The sequence below is a fragment of the Burkholderia sp. 9779_493 genome (assembly GCF_015712215.1).
Taxonomy (GTDB): Bacteria; Pseudomonadota; Gammaproteobacteria; order Burkholderiales; family Burkholderiaceae; genus Burkholderia; species Burkholderia cenocepacia.
In genome coordinates this window covers 43,504-62,344 of record NZ_JACCQA010000001.1, presented here as the reverse complement: position 1 = coordinate 62,344, position 18,841 = coordinate 43,504, and the positions used below count along the sequence as shown (strand labels likewise).

15 protein-coding genes are annotated in these 18,841 nt (G+C 63.1%); 9 read left to right on the top strand and 6 right to left on the bottom strand.

The window, feature by feature from the left end:
- The first annotated feature begins 449 nt into the window (after window positions 1-449).
- The gene (locus H0X95_RS00195) at window positions 450-1,034 is read left to right on the top strand and encodes a DUF2889 domain-containing protein (RefSeq protein WP_006497843.1); all 585 of its coding nucleotides are present in this window, start codon (window positions 450-452) and stop codon (window positions 1,032-1,034) included.
- 105 nt (window positions 1,035-1,139) lie between these two features.
- On the opposite strand, the gene H0X95_RS00190 is transcribed toward H0X95_RS00195, so the two are convergent.
- Both H0X95_RS00190 and H0X95_RS00185 read right to left on the bottom strand, forming a co-directional pair.
- The gene (locus H0X95_RS00190) at window positions 1,140-1,631 is read right to left on the bottom strand and encodes a flavodoxin family protein (RefSeq protein ID WP_006489078.1); all 492 of its coding nucleotides are present in this window, start codon (window positions 1,629-1,631) and stop codon (window positions 1,140-1,142) included.
- A 195-nt stretch (window positions 1,632-1,826) separates the two neighbouring features.
- Window positions 1,827-2,480 carry a TetR/AcrR family transcriptional regulator gene (locus H0X95_RS00185; protein WP_059721496.1) on the bottom strand — a complete coding sequence of 218 codons (654 nt, stop codon included), beginning with the start codon at window positions 2,478-2,480 and terminating at the stop codon, window positions 1,827-1,829.
- 83 nt (window positions 2,481-2,563) lie between these two features.
- Between H0X95_RS00185 and H0X95_RS00180 the strand changes: the two genes are divergently transcribed.
- The 4 genes from H0X95_RS00180 to H0X95_RS00165 all read left to right on the top strand — a co-directional run bounded on the left by H0X95_RS00180 (window position 2,564) and on the right by H0X95_RS00165 (window position 8,331).
- Complete coding sequence (locus tag H0X95_RS00180) at window positions 2,564-3,688, top strand: MBL fold metallo-hydrolase (protein WP_059721497.1); 1,125 nt, start codon at window positions 2,564-2,566, stop codon at window positions 3,686-3,688.
- Between the two features lie 131 nt (window positions 3,689-3,819).
- Entirely contained in the window at window positions 3,820-4,836 is a 1,017-nt protein-coding gene (locus tag H0X95_RS00175; RefSeq protein WP_006491931.1) for an AraC family transcriptional regulator, read from the top strand.
- Window positions 4,837-6,611: 1,775 nt separating this feature from the next.
- Complete coding sequence (locus H0X95_RS00170) at window positions 6,612-7,307, top strand: ParA family protein (RefSeq protein ID WP_006489070.1); 696 nt, start codon at window positions 6,612-6,614, stop codon at window positions 7,305-7,307.
- Window positions 7,300-8,331, top strand: coding sequence for a ParB/RepB/Spo0J family partition protein (locus H0X95_RS00165; RefSeq protein ID WP_006489082.1), 1,032 nt, complete (start codon window positions 7,300-7,302; stop codon window positions 8,329-8,331). Before H0X95_RS00170 ends, H0X95_RS00165 begins: the two co-directional genes overlap by 8 nt.
- Before the next feature lie 95 nt (window positions 8,332-8,426).
- Here H0X95_RS00165 and H0X95_RS00160 read toward each other — a convergent pair whose 3' ends face one another.
- Window positions 8,427-9,743 carry a replication initiation protein gene (locus H0X95_RS00160; RefSeq protein WP_006489076.1) on the bottom strand — a complete coding sequence of 439 codons (1,317 nt, stop codon included), beginning with the start codon at window positions 9,741-9,743 and terminating at the stop codon, window positions 8,427-8,429.
- 106 nt (window positions 9,744-9,849) lie between these two features.
- Window positions 9,850-10,104, bottom strand: a complete 255-nt coding sequence (locus H0X95_RS00155; protein WP_124634029.1) for a hypothetical protein — start codon at window positions 10,102-10,104, stop codon at window positions 9,850-9,852.
- 2,028 nt (window positions 10,105-12,132) lie between these two features.
- Between H0X95_RS00155 and H0X95_RS00150 the strand changes: the two genes are divergently transcribed.
- Window positions 12,133-12,501 carry a hypothetical protein gene (locus H0X95_RS00150; protein WP_006489073.1) on the top strand — a complete coding sequence of 123 codons (369 nt, stop codon included), beginning with the start codon at window positions 12,133-12,135 and terminating at the stop codon, window positions 12,499-12,501.
- Window positions 12,502-12,653: 152 nt separating this feature from the next.
- On the opposite strand, the gene gcvA is transcribed toward H0X95_RS00150, so the two are convergent.
- Window positions 12,654-13,559, bottom strand: a complete 906-nt coding sequence (gcvA, locus tag H0X95_RS00145) for a transcriptional regulator GcvA (protein ID WP_059721498.1) — start codon at window positions 13,557-13,559, stop codon at window positions 12,654-12,656.
- A 140-nt stretch (window positions 13,560-13,699) separates the two neighbouring features.
- Here gcvA and H0X95_RS00140 point away from each other — a divergent pair, with 140 nt between their 5' ends.
- The 3 genes from H0X95_RS00140 to H0X95_RS00130 all read left to right on the top strand — a co-directional run bounded on the left by H0X95_RS00140 (window position 13,700) and on the right by H0X95_RS00130 (window position 17,505).
- The gene (locus tag H0X95_RS00140) at window positions 13,700-14,998 is read left to right on the top strand and encodes an adenylosuccinate synthase (protein ID WP_059721499.1); all 1,299 of its coding nucleotides are present in this window, start codon (window positions 13,700-13,702) and stop codon (window positions 14,996-14,998) included.
- Window positions 14,999-15,302: 304 nt separating this feature from the next.
- The gene (locus H0X95_RS00135) at window positions 15,303-16,253 is read left to right on the top strand and encodes a LysR family transcriptional regulator (RefSeq protein WP_012493826.1); all 951 of its coding nucleotides are present in this window, start codon (window positions 15,303-15,305) and stop codon (window positions 16,251-16,253) included.
- 280 nt (window positions 16,254-16,533) lie between these two features.
- Complete coding sequence (locus H0X95_RS00130; RefSeq protein WP_059721500.1) at window positions 16,534-17,505, top strand: sulfonate ABC transporter substrate-binding protein; 972 nt, start codon at window positions 16,534-16,536, stop codon at window positions 17,503-17,505.
- 61 nt (window positions 17,506-17,566) lie between these two features.
- Here the strand turns inward: H0X95_RS00130 and H0X95_RS00125 are convergent, their stop codons facing one another.
- On the bottom strand, window positions 17,567-18,550 hold the full coding sequence (locus H0X95_RS00125; RefSeq protein ID WP_059721501.1) for an AraC family transcriptional regulator: 984 nt from the start codon (window positions 18,548-18,550) through the stop codon (window positions 17,567-17,569).
- Window positions 18,551-18,841: the final 291 nt, after the last annotated feature.

Here is an 18,841-nt window from a genome sequence, read left to right as displayed (position 1 = left end):
GCGGGACGGCCGGTTGACTCACCGGTCTGCATTCGCCCGATTCGTGGCACCGGAAATGCGTCCGCGCGGTCGTGTTGCGCATTATATGGATACGCTTCCGGATGTCACGCCATTCGCGGCCACGGCCGGAAATCGGGGGCGGGCCGACCGATACGCGATCTTCCGCGCGACCCACAGTCGAACGGCGGCGTATCGCATCCGCGACGCGTTGTGCGGACCTGCGACGTCGCGCGACACGCGTCCTTGACGCTCGTGTGCACCGGCATCGATACACGACTCGTTGCGTCCGCATCGATCGCGGCGCGGACGAAGATATCGGAAAGTGCGTAGTATGGCCGCATCGACTTCGTTGGCAGCATGTCTCGCCTGCTTTTCCCCACGTGCCCGGTCAGCCGGGCGCGATCCCGTTGCCTGCGAAAAGCCCCGGTTACACGAGATGGAGCGGATGCATGGTTTCCCAAGACGACACCCCACACGACGGCATCACGCGCGAGGAGATTCACCATCGGCAGATCGACATGCGCGGCTATCGGCGCAGCGACGGCCTGTTCGAAGTGACGGCCTGCCTCGCGGACCGCAAGACCAGCGATTTCACACCCCCCGGCGGCGCGCGGACGGTCGTGGCGCGGACGCCGCTCCACGATCTCGGCGTGACGCTGGTATTCGACGTCGACATGGTCGTCCGCGCCGTATCCACGTTCATTCGTTCGCATCCGTATGCGCAGTGTCCGGGCGGCGGCGACTCGCTGCAGGCGCTCGTCGGATTGAACATCGGCGCCGGCTGGAACAGCGAGGTTCGCAAGCGCCTGCCGTCCTGCGATACGTGCACACACCTGAAGGAATTGCTCGGCCCGATCGCGACGACGGCCTATCAGACGATGGTCGGCATGCGGCGATCGTCGCTCGATTACCGCGACAGCGAAGGAAAGCCGCTCAAGATCGACAGTTGCTACGCCTACGGCGCGTCGCGCGATCTCGTGAAGCGTCTTTGGCCTGAATATCACCGGCCTTCGACCACGGTAAAAGACAGCTGAAGTGCCGGGACCCGGCGGGTTCGGCGTTTGCGGAATGAGTATTGCGCGAACAGCCGCCAATCCTGTCGATGTTCATTCGGCAGATCGACGCCGCCGCATCCGGCATCAGAAAACGCCCAGCGCAAGTCCCGCGGCAAGGCCCGCACCCAGTTCGGCGCAGCGCGCGAGTGCTTCGCTGTCGATCGTCTTCGTCGCGAGAATGCGTTCTGGCGTCTGCGCATGCGTGCAGACGATCAGCCCGGGCGCCACGTTCTTCAGCCGCCATCCGGTCGCGATCCGGTCGATCTGGCGCAACGCGTTCTGTCCGTCGCTTCCCGCGCAAATCATCGCCGCATACGGCCGGCCGTTCACGCGATCGAGCGCCGCGTAGTAGCAGCGATCGAAGAAATCCTTCATCAGGCCGGACATCGCCGCAAGATTCTCCGGCGTCGCGAACAGGTACGCGTCGGCGGCCAGCACGTCCGCTGCACTCGTTGCGTCCGCGCGCTGCAACCTGACGTCGACGCCAGGCTGCTCGCGCGCCGCTGCGGCAGCCGCTGCGGCCATCTGCTGCGTGCCTCCGGTCATCGTGTGATAGACGATCAACAGCGTCTTCATGGGTCGTTGCTCGCGTCCGGCTTCGGATGCGCCGGCGGTATCGTTCAGTCTAGGCCAGATGGCCGATCGACACGGGTGGGCGCCAGTTGGCGTTCGTGCTTCCAGGGATCGGCCGGTTTGCCCGCTCGTCGACGCCGCGCGCACATCGCAGTGGCTTCGAGCTGTCCGTCGATCTGGATGCTTCCGGTGGCGCGTTCAGTCTTGCTGGCGATGCGGTGCGACGCCGTCGTCCGGTCGCGCGTAGTACGCGAGGAACATGTCGGCAGCCGATTCCGCAACTTTCTGCTGCTCCCGCGCCGTCAACGGCGGCTGGCCCATCGTGATCTGCGGCCAGAACGCGAAGGCCTTCACGGCGCCATGCAACTGATGCGCGGCGAACACCGGATCGGTGACCGACAGGCGGCCGGCCGCCGCTGCCGCACGCACCCAGACCGTGAGGTCTTCCTCCCGCTCGCTGAGACGCTCGACCATGTCGCGCGCCCGTTCCGGCGAATGGATGGCCGCGCCGATCGCGACACGCGCCAGCGCGAGGAAGGCCTCATCGTTCATCAAGCGCAATTTGCGGTCGAGCAACGCGAGCAGTTGCTCGCGCAGCGGTACGTCGGCGCGATAGGTCGGCGAACTGCCGGTCCGGGTCGCCTCCCACAGCTTGTTCAGGATCGCGGCGAACAGCGTCTCCTTGCCCGGGAAGTGATTGTAGACGGTGCGCTTCGACACGTCCGCGCGCGCAGCGATGCGATCCATGCTCGTCGCATCGTAGCCGGCCGCGAGAAATTCCTCGATTGCCGCATCGACGATGGCCGCGCGCTTTCGGTCGGTCAGACGCTGAGGGGGAGTGCTGGTATCCATCGCGAAATTTTACACCGGGCAGTTTACTTATCCCAAAAATAAACTACACTGTTTAGTGTACTTTATTCTCCGGATGAACCGACATGGCATCGCCTCTCGTTTTGATTCACCGCATTCTGGGTTTGGCGGCCGCCCGACGTGGCCGGACGCTGTCCGGCAGTTCGCCGCAGCACGATGGCGAGCGCTTTGCCAATGTCGCGCCGCGGCCGGCCGAAGGACTGGGCAAGACGCTGGGAATCGCGTGGAACATGCTGGTCAACAAGCCGCGTCATACGGTGCCTGCCGGCACGTTGCCGCTCGATTCGCTGACCCGCGCGGAGCTCGAGGCGGCGCCCGGTCGCAGCCTCTACCGGCTCGGCCATTCGACGCTGTTGCTGAAGTTGCGCGGTGAATTCTGGTTGACCGATCCGGTATTTGCCGAGCGCGCGTCGCCGTTTCGGCGTATCGGGCCCAAGCGCTTCCATGCGCCGCCGATTGCGCTGGAAGAGCTTCCGCCGCTGCGCGGTGTGATCCTGTCGCACGACCATTACGATCACCTCGATCGCGACACGGTGCTCGCGCTCGCCGCAACCACCGGCGTGTTCGTGACGACGCTGGGCGTCGGCGATCGGCTGATCGAATGGGGGATCGACGCGAACCAGGTCCGCCAGCTCGACTGGTGGCAAAGCGTGGACGTGGCCGGGGTGACGCTGACGGCGACGCCTGCCCAGCACTTCTCCGGGCGCAGCCTGTTCGACGGCAACAGTACGCTGTGGGCGTCGTGGGTGATCGTCGACGACGACCTGCGCCTGTTCTTCAGCGGCGACACCGGCTATTTCGACGGTTTCCGGGAAATCGGCGAGCGCCTCGGACCGTTCGACGTCACGCTGATCGAAACAGGCGCCTATGATACGCAATGGCCTTACGTGCACATGCAGCCGGAAGAAACCGTGCAGGCGCACATCGATTTGCGCGGGCGCTGGCTGATCCCGATCCACAACGGCACGTTCGACCTCGCGATGCATCGCTGGCAGGAGCCGTTCGAGCGCGTCACGGCGCTGGCGCTCGTGCGCGGCATCGAGCTGTCGACGCCGCGGATGGGCGAACGCCTCGATCTCGACACACCGCATCGCGGCGAACGCTGGTGGCGCACGGTCGACGAGCGCGCGACGGCACCGGCGGCGAAATCGCGACGCTGGCAGTTTTGCGCATCGCAGGCAACGAAGTAGTCCGCCAGTCGCGGCACGCACATGCCTTCCGTGAAGACGGCCGTGCCGCGATTCCAGGCGGTGCACGCGTTGCCGGCCTCCCCTGCACGTCGACGGCATGCCTGTCGACCCGATTACCTGAGTGAGAAGTCATGCACCCGGCATCCGCCCGATACATATCCGGCCAACAAGACGACGACATCGCCATCGCGGCATTCGACCAGGCAAGCCACCGTTCGACCGGCCGCAGCCGCGAGAACGAACTGCGACGGACCCTTGCGGAGCGCGTCGCGAGGTGGACCGAAGGTGTCGATCACCTCGACACGGCCATTCCCAACTTGAGCTTTCACCGACGGGAAGCGCCGACGCAGCCGATGGAGTGCATGGTCGAGCCGAGCTTCGGCCTCGTCGTTCAAGGTGCAAAGCGGGTCATGCAGAGTGGGGATGCCTACATCTACGATGCCGATCGCTTTCTGATCACGTCTCTCGACCTGCCCGGTTCGACGCAGATCATTGAGGCCAGCCCCGACAAACCGTTTCTCGGGCTCGGTCTCAAGCTCGATTTTCGCGTCATGGCCGAACTGATGATGCAAGTCGCGCCGGATCACGACGATGCCCCAGCAGGCCGCGGACTCGTCGTCGGCGACATGACCGAACCGCTGTACGACGCGCTGAATCGGTTACTCGCGCTGCTGGACGACCCGCACGCCATTGCGGTTCTCGGCCCGTACATCGAGCGGGAAATCTACTACCGGCTGCTGACGAGCGACCAGGGCGGCCGCCTGCGACAGATTGCGTCCACCGGCAGCCAGTGCAACCGTGTGTCGCGCGCGATCCGGTGGCTGCGCGCTCACTATGACGAGTCGTTGCGTGTCGATGACCTTGCGGCGCAGGTTCAGATGAGCAGTTCGACGTTCCATCACCACTTCCGTCAGCTCACCGGCATGAGTCCGCTGCAATACCAGAAATGGATACGGCTCAACGAGGCACGTCGGCTGATGCTGGCCGAGCGGCTCGACGCTGCGTCGGCGGCGTTCAGGGTCGGGTATGCGAGCCCGACGCAGTTCAACCGGGAATATAGCCGGCTGTTTGGCAATTCTCCGCGACGGGATATCGATAGCCTGCGAGGCGGAGCGGACGTCGCGTTGTCGATCGTGGCGAGTTATTGATTGCGGTGCGGCGGCGGAGATGTGTCGGTTTCGACGGGATTCGAAGGGCTGAAATTGGCTTCGCACACGCGACGTCGACGGGCTTGGGTTGAAGCGTTGGACACCGATATGTTTCCAGCTCGGATGAATGCTCGGCGTCTCAGTCGCTGTTGAACGTCAAACCGCAGCCGACGCGTGTCGAGCGGCCGCATCCCAGCTCGGATCTCACATTCGGCTACAGACAAATCGCCCCGAACCGACGCTCTCTGAGCGGATTGTAGCCGCGCTCTCTTCTGAAGACTGCGTTGTACCGGTCGCGCTGCGATTACGGGCCCACGAATGCCCGGCGTCAACTTCTATCTACTCCGAATCCCACCATTCCATGAATCGCGGGACCGACGTGTGCGTTGTCACGTGACAACTGACGCTAAATATCGGTGCGCCCCGTACTCGATTGGAGGCTTAAAGGAATTCAATGGTAGAGCACCGATCCCTCCCAGCTCATCGGCAGATCCGCGAAGAATCAGCCGGAATGTATCAAAAACAACAAATCACATATCAATCAAAACAAATCTGGCCGCAGCCGTATCATTCTTCAATGCCCGGTCGTTGAAAACTCATACGCCCCTATTTCCAGAGAGTGCAGCATCCATTTTGCGTGAAACAGCATGAAGAATATGGCGCAAACCATTGCCCCACAAGGATTTCCGGCGAGTGCTTATTTTCGGGAAATGTTTCACGATCCGACCCGTTTGGGTTGTTGCATGCCTCTGACGTATGGATTCAGCGCCAGTAGCAGTTCATACCTGCGGCTATCTCCGGCATCAACAGTCCGCCAGCGCAGGCACCGGCTGGCGGCCACGAAGCAACCTACCCTATCGGCCGGCACGCACGGAAACGCAGGGTCGCGCTCCTATAAATGGGGACATATCATGACAGCCCCATGCAGCCTTTGCGACAGAGCTCGGCAGCATTGCGTCAGCCCTTGAGGGTCCGCACGCCGGCAGGAATTTGGCCGCGCAACCAATCGTGCCAAGGCCTTCGCAGCCCCAAGCCGTTTCTTTGCGACAGCAACGGGGCGCTCCTCGCCATAGAGTCGCCATCGCTTGAACTTCCCGGCATCGCGTCCTGTTGTCACGTGACAACTCACCGATGGACACACGGACAAACCACCTCGGCGAAAGCTATCAACTTCGTGCGTTTCCCCGACAATATGCCTCCACGCCGCGAGCGTCGACCAGCAACAACTATTCTTAACTGACCACAAATCCCCTATCCGAGACAGCACCTTGGGATTGTTTGTCACGTGACAACTCATCTTCCCAGGTAGACGTCCGCGATTTAGCGCCCGTGTATCGGTAATTAGAGTGAAGCGATTACCCCGCGCTCCAGGTCGCAATCGAAAACTTTCGCGCGACGTAGCACTCGGAGGAATCGATGTCCGGCGACTTGTCACGTGACAACCGGCTCTTCCTCGTTACCGGGGTCTCAGCGCCCCGGATTTGTATCGAATTTCGTCTCAGACTGAAGCACGACGAGACATCAACTCTCTGAGAAAAGGTTTCGCGATCGTTGCCGAAGACGGCGAACTGGCTCGTGCTTGTCGTTCGATTTTACAAACATGAGCGACTGACTTGTTTTTCTTGGATCAATAAGTACGAGTAACGCCTTAGCCATTCGGCCCACTTGTCACGTAACAACCACAACGATCAACAAAATATCCTCTGCTTCGAACGCTTTTCTGGACATTCCGTTAATAACTGCATATATTACGAAAAACTCCGTGGAGGAATTTAATGGCTTTCAAGATCGCCGTCAGTAATCAAAAAGGTGGGACTGGAAAGACAACCATCTCCGTCAACATCGCGGCTGCCTTCGAAGCCGGCGGTAACAAGGTCGCGCTGATCGATGCCGACCCTCAAGGCACTTCCGTCCGTTGGGTCACGAGCGGCGAGAACACGCTGCCGATGACGGTCCTTTCGCTGGCTCCCGCGGGCCGCGGTATCGGCGGTGAGATCAAGAAGCAGGACGCGAACTTCGACGTGATCGTCGTCGACTGCCCCGGCAACCTGGAAGATCCGCGTATTGCATCCGTCCTCGAAGTGGCCGACTTCTGCCTGGTACCGCTTTCGCCTTCGCCGGCCGACTTGTACAGCACCGTCGCGATGATCCGCATGATCGAGTCGATGCGCGCCGTTCGAAATCCTCAACTTTCTTCCGCATTGATGCTGAATAGCGTCAATGGAAAAACTAAAATGCGTGAAGAAATTCTAAAAATTCTAAGGGCTGAAGAAATAGGGGAGCATCTGCTCGACAGCCAGATCGCGCAACGCGAGGTCTATCGTCAGACGTTCGCGCTCGGCACCACGATCCATCACCACAATCGATACCTGAAGGGCCTGAAGGAAGCCCGCGCGGAAATCGAAAGGCTGGTCACGGAAATGGCCCAATACATCGCGTCGACGCGCGCTACCGGAGCCGCCCATGGCTAAGGACACCTCGAAAGACAAGAAACCGACCGGCAACCTGCATCTCGCGGCCGGCCTGTTGCGCGGACTCGCGCAGGAAAATGCGGCGCTCGAAACGCGGCTGCCCGAGCCGACGGCCGCACCGGCTGCGGTCGTCGAAGCGACGCCCGCCAGTGCTCCGGCCGCCGCCACGCCCGCCGGTACGGCCGATCTTGGCGCACCGCAGAAGGTGCTGGTCAAGGACTGCATCCCGAACCCGTTCAATCCGCGCGTGTTCTACTCGGAATCGAGCCTGCACGAGCTCGCACTGACGTTGAAACGGGAAGGGCAGATCGAGCCGATCAAGGTCACGCGACTCCCCGAGTTTCCCGGCAAGCTCGTCGTGATCGACGGGCAACGCCGGCTGCGTGCGACGAGCATCAACGGCGACGAGACGATCAATGCGACGTTCCGCACGGATCACACGCCCGAGCAGCTCTATACGATCGCGTATCGCGCGAACCACGACCACGAACGCCAGACGATCTTCGACGATGCGGTTGCGTGGAAACGTCTCCTCGACGAGAAGGTCTTTTCCGACCAGAACACGCTGGCGGAAAAAATCGGCAAGGACAAGGCCTCGATCAGCAAGACGCTGTCGCTCAACGCGCTGCCGAACACGCTGCTGGAGCGGATGGCCAGTGCGAACGACGTCGTCGGTCTGCAGGCGGCGTACTTCCTCAAACTGATCTATGAACGCCTGGGCGAGCCGACGGCCGACCGGCTGCTGACGGCCGTGATCGACCGGAAAAAATCCGTCCGCGATCTCGAGAATTTCCTGCGTGCGCAGAGCGACGGCACCAAGAAGGCCGGACGCACGCGCTACAGCGTTCGTCACGACTTCGCGCTCGAATCGCGCGCGATCGGCCAGTTGAAGACGTATCCGGACGGGCGTCTGGATCTGCAACTCAAGGGCGTCGACGCATCCCACCAGGAAGCGCTTGCCGACAAGCTCAAGACCGTCATCGACGCGTACGTGGCGGATCTGGCGACGGCCACGTCAAAGTAACGCGCCACCGACGAAAGGCCTCGTCTTCGCACTGCGCCGCCAACCCGGACCGCAACACGGTTCGGCGCACGGCGCGCACGACGGCGAGGCCGCGTTCAGTTGCCTGCGAGGCTGCTTTTCAGCAGGAATTCCAGCAGGTCGTCCGAGGTCGGCTCGCCCCAGGTATCGAGCGCCAGCCATCGGAAGAAGCTCGTCTGCGCGAGCTTGCTCGCCTTCTTCTTCGGCGACAGCGTCAGGTCCTTCGACCCCGCCACCGTCTCGTTGTAGCGCTCGATCAGCTTGGTCTGGTCGTCGATCTCCAACTCGCGGAAATACGCGCCGGCTTCCTCGACCTTCGCCGCCAGATACTTGTCGCGGATCTGCTCCTGCTTGCTCTGCGCGGATTCCTTCGCCGGTGCGGCCGTTTCGGTGCCCTGACCGTCGGCCAGCGTGTAGCCGTGCGTCAGCGCCTTGCGGAAATACGCGGCGACGTTGTCGACCGGCGTCGCATTCTTCTTCGTAGTCCGATTGAGCGTATAGGCGATCGCCGCCTTGATGCGCTGCACGCCGTATTGCGTGATCAACCGGCGCGCTTCCGAGCGCGGAATGCCGAACTTCGCGACTTCCTCGACCAGCGCTTCGTTCTTGACGTCGCCGTCCTCGACCGTATCGGTGCTCTGCTTGCGCGTCACCTTGAACTGCACGGCTTCCACGCTGCGGCCGGATTTGTGTTCGATCAGCTCGAGCGTGTGGTCCGATACTTCGTTCACCTCCTGGATGCACGGCACCAGCACCTTGCTCTTGAACAGCTTGTATTCCTTGTACGACTGCGACGCCTTGTCCTGGCCGAGGATGAGGTCACGGAATTTCGGCAACGGAATCTTCGCGGTGATGCCGATTCCTTCGTAGCGCACCGTGTTTTCCCACAGCGCGAGCGAATGCGATCGCCGGAACTCGCGAGCGATCCGCATATCGATCAGCGCGTAGATTTCGGGATTGAGCAGTTCGCTGCGAATCTGGTCGGAGAAGCTGTACTTCAGCACCGATTGTTCGAGCTCCGCGCCGGCGAGCAGGCCCGACGCCTTCCAGACCGTCGAACGGTCCGCGGCCAGGTAGTCCCAGTTGACGACGGTACTGATCAACGAGTTGACCGTGTCCTTCACGTACTTCGTGTTGTTGCTGTTCAACCCGCTCTCGTGCGACAGCGACGCGATCGAGATCGAGAAGCTCGTCCGGCCGGGTTCGAACGCCTCCTGCCGAAGCGCGTTCTTGATCAGCGAGCTGAACATCTTGCGCTGCTGCAGACCGATCTTTCCGGACTTCGGTGCGATATGAATCGCCTGGACCGCCTTGCGCAACAGGTCGGGAGGCTCGGGTGTCTGAAACAGCGAAACCTGTTTGTCTGAGCCTTTGCTTGCGGGCTTGCGCGGCATCGTGGTGTCCGGGTAAGGTTGCCTTATTGAGAGCGGACTTTATACCTTTTCGCGCGGCGGAGCAACGTCCGTGCTCCAGCATCACTTTCACTATCTGAGCTAACCATCAGATATGAAAGGAAAAATTCTGGTTCATCGATTTGCGCCAGGCCCCATATCCGTCTACCTTTTGCCAAAAAGGCCTCCCAAAAGCCGCTACCTTTCCTGGGCGACCACGCAAACCCGGCACAAGATTTGCCACCACGAAGGTACCCATCCATGGGGGCAAACGCGCGGAATCGGGATAGTCGGGAGGATTCGTGGTGCCTTGCAGCACAACCGCCGTTTTCTCCCATAACTTGCTACCTTCGTCGATTCCCATAGGAGGGTACCTGTCAGCACCGTCAAACGTATTGCTTGCCGTCCCGAGCGTAGAAATCGCGCCCATAAACGGCAACCATTCGCTTTCCCCATAAAAGGTAACCTGTCGATGACACCGGTCCTGTCTATGGGAAAGCGCTACGGGGTGCGCGAGGGAAAGGACAACGAATCGATTCAGTCCGGCTCCCATAACCGGCTACCTTCTTGATTCCCCATAACCGGCTACCCAAAGAAAATCACTGTGCACGCAACGAACTTCCGATGGAGAAAAGTCGCCCATAAAAGGCTACCTTCATGCGTTCCCATAGACGACTACCTAACGCAATTTCCGGCCGATTTCCCATAACCGGATACGTTCGCCCCATATCCACAACCCTGATTCCCCACAGCGTGGTACCCCAAACCCCAAATCCACAGACCTGAAACCCCAAACCCTTCCACCTGTGCTCCCATAAATGGGTACCGAACACCGCTCAAAGCCTTGCCAGATAAGGCTGTGAGCCGTCTAAAAGTAGTTAAAGAAGTAAACGTGGTTTACCAAAGATGTAAACACACGTGTGCCTGCACAGAAAGACGAACCCCATAAACCGCTACCAATGGGAGTCATCTGTGGGAGACGAAGCCCCGGATCTCTCGATTCAAGCCGATTCCGTCCTGTCTGCCGCACCGATTCTGTTGGCTCCAAGCCTGACAAGGCATCCCGAAGAGGTGAGTGCCCACTCACAAACACCGAAACGTAGAAACTTATGGGAGGAAATCCCGGGATTCGGCGTAGAGGTTCCCGTTTATGGGACGGAGAAACGTGCCTCGCGGCCCCTGCGACGCCTGTGATTGACCAGCGGAACGGATCCCGTCGGTTTCCTCCACAGCAGTTCGAAATCATCCCGGGCTGCCGGCGAGTGGTTTTTTGTACTCGCGCTGCCTCCTCTGTGGACAAGTTTTTGCCGATCGCCGGTGACGCTGCTCGCCAAATTTAGCCTGTGGACTGTGCAAGCAGGTATCCGCGCCGGGCTGTTTTCCATCCCCACGTCCCGTCCGTTTTTCTACCTTTGTAGCCACGATCGGGAGTCGTCATGCTGTGCCCGTCACCGGCCACGAGAAATTCGTACAACGGCCCGAAAGCAACCTCATGCCGAAAGGCCACCGCACAGAGGGCCGGACCGCCGCGCCGATCTTGACGGCATTCAGGCATTCATCGACATCGCTGCGAGGCAACGTGAAGATGTCGCCGGATCCGACGCTCACCGCACCCGATTCTGCCGATGCTCCCGAACATCCTCACCTTTTCAAAAACGCTGGATCCCGTAAAAGCTCACCGATCAGGTGGAGCACAGGTATAAGCAAGCTGTGCAGGTAGCAGCTTCGTTCAGATAGGGAACCGTCGATGGGAGCAAACAACAACGGGTGGCGTCCATGTGTGATGCCTGGTGCGTCGGCAAGTATCGTCACGGGGACGAGCATGTGTTCACGGTGATGTGCGCATCCATCAGACGAGCGTTGCCCCTCATGCCGGGTTCAGCACATCCGTGAGACCGACCAGGCCGGCGTTTTCACCGCTCGCACGGCACTCACCTTTTTCGTCAGACCTGCCGGTCGTCCACGGGTAACCTTCGGCATCACAGTGTCGCGAAACCTGCCGAATCAATGACCGAACACCGCAACGGCGCAACGTAACCGTCTCGATCGCCGAAGAACCGAATCGTGGTCGTTTATGGGAGGAACCGTCGCTCGAGCTACATCGAACGACGACGTAACGCACGGACCGACTGTTGCTGCGGTGATCGTGCGAGCGCGACGATCATCGCGTCGCGCATGAGCGTATCGATATCACCACCCATGAAACAGCCATCGACGCCTCGCGTCGTGTCCGGTACGACTGCGCCCGTCATCGAACGCAGGAGCCACGTCGTCTCCCATACGTGTATCCCCAATGCCGTCGCACGATGGCGCCACATTTTTTGCGACACGGTTATGATGCACAGGTCCTGATCGCGACATGACGACCGGTCAGGGCAGGGGCGGTATCTCGATGGTTTTTCAAACCGTGATGGTCATCAAAAAAGAGAGTTCAGCGATGCGAATCCAGATCAGAAAACTCACGCTGGCTGCTACGGCAGCCGCTTTCCTGTTCGGCTCGGCCGTTCCGGCGTTCGCGCAGACCGACGCCGCCAGCGCACCGGCTGCGGCGGCTGCACAGGACGCAAAGGCCGCGAAGAGCGAAGCGCGCAAGGCGGCCCGGGCCAAACGCAAAGCCGAACGCAAGGCCGCGCGTGCGAAGAACACCGCCGAGCTGAAGAAACTCGAAGACGCCGGTTACAAGCCGGCGGCCAATGATCCGAACTATCCGCAGAACCTGCAGAACGCGGAGAAGAAGGCCGGCGCCGCAGCAAGCCAGTAAGCGAGGTCCGGCGGCAAGCCACGGTTCGATCCGCGGCTTGCCGTTTGCATTGCGATCAAGCGATGCGCACAGGCGAACACGTTCCGGACATTCACCTCATTTGATTCGGAATCCTTCATGGTTTGAAGGCGCGTGGCCGGCATGCCGAAGCGTCAATCCCGCCCGCCCGACGCAGTCGCGCTTCCCGTCACCTTCAACCAGTCCTTGAACGCACGTACGGCGTCGTCGTCCGCCCGCGCGGATGCCACATACGTGAAATAGCGCCACGGCGGCAGCGCCGGTTCGCTGAACGGCTGCACGAGCCGGCCTTCGGCGATGTCGTCGGCGACGAGCGCGATCGGCCCCATCGCGACGCCGAGCCCGTCGAGCGCGCCTTGCAGCGTCAGGTAGAAATGCTCGAGCGTGAGCGAGTGTCGCGGGACGAGATTCGGATGCCCGGCCGCCGCGAGCCATTCCGGCCACATGCCCGGATAGGTTGCCGCGTGCAGCAACGTGAAGCGGGCGAGATCGGCAGGCGTATCCAGCGACCGGCCCTCCAGCAACTTCGGCGCACACACCGGCAGCCGGACTTCGGACAGGAATTCCTCCGCGACGTACCCGTCGATGGCCTGCGGGCCGCCGCGCACGATCAGGTCGACCTTGTCGCGCAGCTTTTCGATCGGCTCGTTCGACGTCGACAGCCGCACCTCGATGGCCGGATGCGCGACCTGGAACGACGACAGCTTCGGGACGAGCCAGCGCAGCGAGAACGTCGCGGGCGCGCTGACGCGCAACACGCGCTGCTGCGCGTGGCCGAAGTGCTGCGCGGTGGCGAGCGCGATCCGGTCGAACGAGGCGCCGACCTCGGCGAGGTACGCGCGCCCGGCCGCGGTCAGTTCCACGCGCCGGTTGTGGCGTTCGAACAGCGACCGCCCGAGCCACGCTTCCAGTTGCTGCACGTGCCGGCTGATCGCGCCGTGCGTCACGCACAGCTCGTCGGCGGCCAGCGTGAAGCTGCCGAGGCGCGCGGCGGCTTCAAACGCGCGCAGCGAATTCAACGGAGGGAGACGTCGGGCCATGGCATCGTTTCGTGTGAGATTTCATCACACGATGGTTCAGGTTTAATCGTTTGATCGGGTGATCCGGCTCCGTCAATATGGCATACAAACGGCCCATGCGGCCGAACGAGTGTCTGAATTTCTCACATGGAGTACGGAGCATGCCGAACGTGGTGGTCGTGGGCGCCCAATGGGGTGACGAAGGCAAGGGGCGCGTCGTGGACTGGCTGGCGGCACAGGCCGATCTCGTCGCACGCTACAACGGCGGGCACAACGCGGGCCACACGCTGGTCGTCGGCGGCAACACGTACAAGCTCGCACTGCTGCCGAGCGGCATCGTGCGCGGCAAGCGCGGCGTGATCGGCAACGGCGTGGCGCTCGACCCCGAAGCGCTGCTCGCCGAAATCGGGCGGATGGCCGAGCTCGGGTTGTCGGTGACGCCGGCCAACCTGTCGATCGCGGAGAACGCGACGCTGGTACTGCCGATTCACCGCGCGATCGACGAGGCGCAGGAGCGGTTGCGCCGCGAGCCCATCGGCACCACGCTGCGCGGCATCGGGCCGGCCTACGAGGACAAGGTCGGCCGTCGCGGGCTGCGTGTCGGCGATCTCGCGGAACCGGGCGGGCTCGCGGCCAAGCTCGACGTGCTCGTCGACCATCACAATGCATGGTTCCGCGGCCTGGGGCTCGACGCGTACGATCGCGACGCGATGCTGGCAACGCTGGTTGCGCTCGCACCGAAGATCCTGCCGTTCGTGCGTCCGGTCTGGGCCGACCTCAACGACGCGACCGATCGCGGCGAGCGCATTCTGTTCGAAGGCTCGCAGGCCGTGATGCTGGACATCGACTGGGGCACGTACCCGTTCGTGACGTCGTCTGGCACCGTGGCATCGGCCGCGGCGGCCGGCACCGGGCTCGGTGCGGCGAAGCTCGGCCACGTGCTGGGTGTCACGAAGGCGTATGCGACGCGGGTCGGCGGTGGCCCGTTCCTCACCGAATTGACCGACGCCACCGGCGAAACGCTGCGCGCGCGTGGACAGGAATTCGGCGTCAACACCGGCCGGCCGCGGCGCTGTGGATGGCTCGATGCCGCGCAACTGCGCCAGGCCGTCAGGATCTCGGGCATCGATTCGCTCGCGCTCACCAAGCTCGACGTGCTCGACGGCTTCGAGTCGATCGAGCTGTGCGTCGGATACGAATTCGACGGCGCGCGCGTCGACCATTTGCCCGCGAGCCTCGATGCGCAGTCGCGCGCGAAGCCGGTCTATGAACGATTCGACGGCTGGCAAGGCTCCGTGAAGGGCGTACGCGAGCGTGCGGCGCTGCCGCGCGCGGCGCGAGATTTCATCGCGCGCATCGAAACCGTGGCGGGCGCGCCGGTTTCGATGATCACGACCGGCGCGGAGCGCGACGACACGATCGTGTTGCGCAATCCGTTCGATGCGGCGGGCGCCGCGTAACGCGCGAGGCGCGAAGGGCGTCGATCGACGGGCCGGCGGCATGCCGGTCCGCGGGTAGTTTTTGCCGGCCGATGCTGTCGGCCTGTCGGTACGTTCGATACGTATGTGCGCCCGGCCCGGATCCCGCGCGGCGGGCTGCTCGGCAGCACGATTCGGCATCCGGATCACGCCGCGTACGGCGAACTGGACACGTCTGCAACGCTGCTGTACTGTTCCGCACAATTCGCGCCAGACCGGCGTGTGCCGGCGCCGCCGGCACCCTGTCGGCACGGCGGCGCGACGTGACAATCCCGGGGACAGGTCGATGGATACGTTACAGATGATGCGCATTTTCGTCCGGGTCGCGGAGGAGGGCAGCTTCACGAGCGCGGCCCAACGTCTGGACATCACGACGGCCTACGCATCGCGCTCGGTCGCGCAACTCGAAACGCATCTGCGCACGCGCCTGCTCAACCGCAGCACGCGCCGCATCGCGCTGACCGACGCCGGGCAGCGCTATCTCGACCGCTGCCAGCGCATCCTCGGCTATATCGACGAAGCGGAAGCCGAGGCGGCCGATGCACAGGCGAAGCCGTCCGGGCGGCTGCACGTGCACGCGACGACGAGTTTCGGCCAGTCCTACGTGGTGCCCGCGGTCGTGCGCTACCGCGAACGCTATCCGTCGGTCGCGGTCGAGCTGACGCTGTCGCAGCACGTGCCCGACATCATCGACGAAGGCTACGACGTATCGCTCCAATTGAGCACGACGGAGCTGCCCGATTCCGGGCTGGTATCGCAGCGGCTCGGCGACGTGGGCAGCGTGCTGTGCGCGTCGCCTGCGTATCTGAAGGCGCGCGGTACGCCGCGCACGGTGAGCGACCTCGCCGGGCACGCGTGCCTGCAGATCGTCACGCCGCTCTTTCCGCGCGACCGCTGGCATCTCGACGGTCCGAACGGTCGAGAAACGTTCGAGCTGCCGCTGCCGGATTTCCAGGTCAACATCGCCGATGCGCTCGGCGCCGCGCTGCGCGCGGGGCTCGGGATCGGCTCGCTGCCGATGTCGGCTGCGCTGCCCGCGCTCGCGAGCGGTGCGCTGGTGCGCGTGCTGCCCGATTACCGGTTGCAGAAGCTGACGGTCTATACGTTGTATGCGTCGCGTCAGTATCTCGATGCGAAGATCCGCACGTTCGTCGATTTCCTGCGGGAATGCGTGCCGGAGATGCTGGCCGCCGACGAGGCCGCGTTGAACGCCTGTTGCGCCGCCCGTCATTCCTGAGCTGGTTCACGCATGGTCGGTACGTGAGTACCGCGCACTGTCTCTCTGTTCGATGAAAATAATTGGTAGTCCTACATTAAAGGCGGGTGACGAACGCATGTGCGCGGACCGTTCCTGACAACGATGCCCGTGCCATCGGCATTGCCCTTATGAAAACGCTTGCTTTCGATATCGAACATCGTTGGTTCGGCGCGCAGCGGCCCCCTTTTAGAATCGGTTCGACCTGCTTCATCGCATGCGCGCGCTCCGGCCGCGCCTCCTTCATCGAACCCGAAACGACATGGCAGATCGACACTCCAGTATCCGCCGCCGGCTGCTTCATGCCGGCCTGGCACTCGCGGCAGGTGCCGCCGCCCACCCTGGTCTTGCGCTGGCCGGCGCGGCCGGCACGCGTACGTTGCGCATCGGTTATCAGAAAGGGCCGCTCAGCCTGCTGAAGGCGCGCGGCACGCTGCAAGGCAAGCTCGCGACACTCGGCGTGAACGTCACGTGGACCGAGTTCCCGTCGGGGCCACCGCAACTCGAGGCGCTGAACGCGGGATCGATCGATTTCGGCGATGTCGGCGAAGCGCCGCCGATCTTCGCGCTCGCGGCCGGTGCGCCGCTTGTCTACTACGCGCAGACGCCGGCCGGTCCGACAACCGAAGCGGTGGTCGTCGCGAAGGACTCGCCGGTCAAGACCTTTGCCGACCTGCGCGGCAAGCGCATCGCGCTGGTGAAGGGATCGAATACGCACTTCCTGCTGGTCCGGCTGCTGCAGGCCGCGAAGCTCGGCTATGCCGACGTCACGCCGGTGTGGCTGTCGCCGTCCGATGCGCGGGCGGCATTCGAGAACCGCTCGGTCGATGCGTGGATCATCTGGGACCCGTTTCTCGCGGTGGTCCAGCAGGCATTCGGCGCGCGCAGCGTCGCGGATGGCACGGGGCTCGTCGAGAACCGCAGCTACTACTTCGCGTCGCGCACGTACGCGCAGCGCAATGCCGACGTGCTCGACGCGGTCGTGTCGGAACTGACGACGGTCCAGCGCTGGCTCGATGCGAACCGCGCGCAGGGCGCGGCCGAATTCTCGAAGCTCTGGGGGATTCCGGAGCCGGCCGTGGCGCTCGCGTTTCGCCGCGCCCGCTTCGGTGTCGAGCCCGTCACCCGCGACACGCTCGCGTACCAGCAGCGCATCGCGGATGTGTTCTACCAGGCCGGCATCCTGCCGAAACGCGTCGACGTCAGCGTGGCAGCGCCGCCGTCGCTCGCGTGAGGGTCTAACCGCCCCTGCGATCGGGTGGGTGACGAGTCGCTTTGTCGCCCCCGATATTCCTTCATGGTGCAACGCGCGACAGCGGCACCGCTTCCCCGCGCAGCCTCGCGACGTCGCGGCCCGGCGCGTCGCCGAACAGCCGTGCGTATTCGCGGCTGAACTGCGACGCGCTCACATAGCCGACGCTGCGACACGCCTGCCGCGCATCCATCGCCGACAGGCACATCAGATGGCGCGCCTCCTGCAGTCGCAGCACCTTCTGGCATTGCAACGGGCTCATCGACGTGACCGCCCGGAAGTGATGGTGGAACGTCGACGGGCTCATCTCCACCTGCCGCGCGAGCGAGTCGACCACCATCGGATCGAGGTAGTGATCGCGAATCCATGCGACGGCGCGCGAGATGCGCTGGGTCGTCGAACCGGCGTCGCCGATCTGCGCGACGCGCGCGCCCGACGGGCCGCGCAGCAGCCGGATGAGGATTTCGTCGACGATCAGCGGCGCGATCAGGTCGAGGTCGTCCGGTTGCGCCATCAGTTGCATCAGCCGCGCGATGGCGTCGACGATTTCCGGCGTCGCGTCGTGCGTGTCGAGTGCGCGGCAGTCGACGGCTTTCGGCAGCCCGCGCGGGAAGACGACCGGCGTGAGCGCCGCGATGCGCGCAGGATCGAGTTCGAGTTGCACGTACAGGAACGGCTCGGCCGGGCTCGCACGCGTCACGCGGCCGGTCACCGGCAGGTCGGCCGTTGCGACCAGCATCCGTGATTCGTCGATCGTGTAGGTATCGTCGCCGACCCGCATCGACTTCGCGCCTTGCCCGACGATGCTCAGGCACGCGTGGTGCACGCCGTGGTTCCATTGCGGCGGCGGCACGGAAGCGCGCGCGATGCGCATGCCGCGCAGCGGAAGGTCGAACATGCCGTCGTGCGGTGCATAGGCGGCGATCAGCGTCGCCAGCCGGGCCGCGGCGGGTGCGCCGGCTCGCGATCGTGCGTCGTGATCGGGCGGGGTGCGCGGGTGCAGTGGCGTTCGAGCGTCGATTTCCATGTTGCGTGAGCGGTTGGCGGAGTGAGCGATGCCATGCGCGCGGCGGCGATTCCCTGTCGAGCTGCACGCACGGCGGTCACATCGTACGGCCAGTTGCGTGCGCCGGATTGCCTAAACCTGTCCGAAATTAGCCCGATCATCCGGACCTGCATGGTCGGCGCACGCATCGCCCGTCGTGGCATCGTGTGCAGCGCACAAATTCGGAAATTAAGGCAAAACAATCGCAGGATCGGGCAAGCCATTTTCCGGCGGTTTCCCTACCATTGCACCTGCTGAAGGAAATGCGGTTTC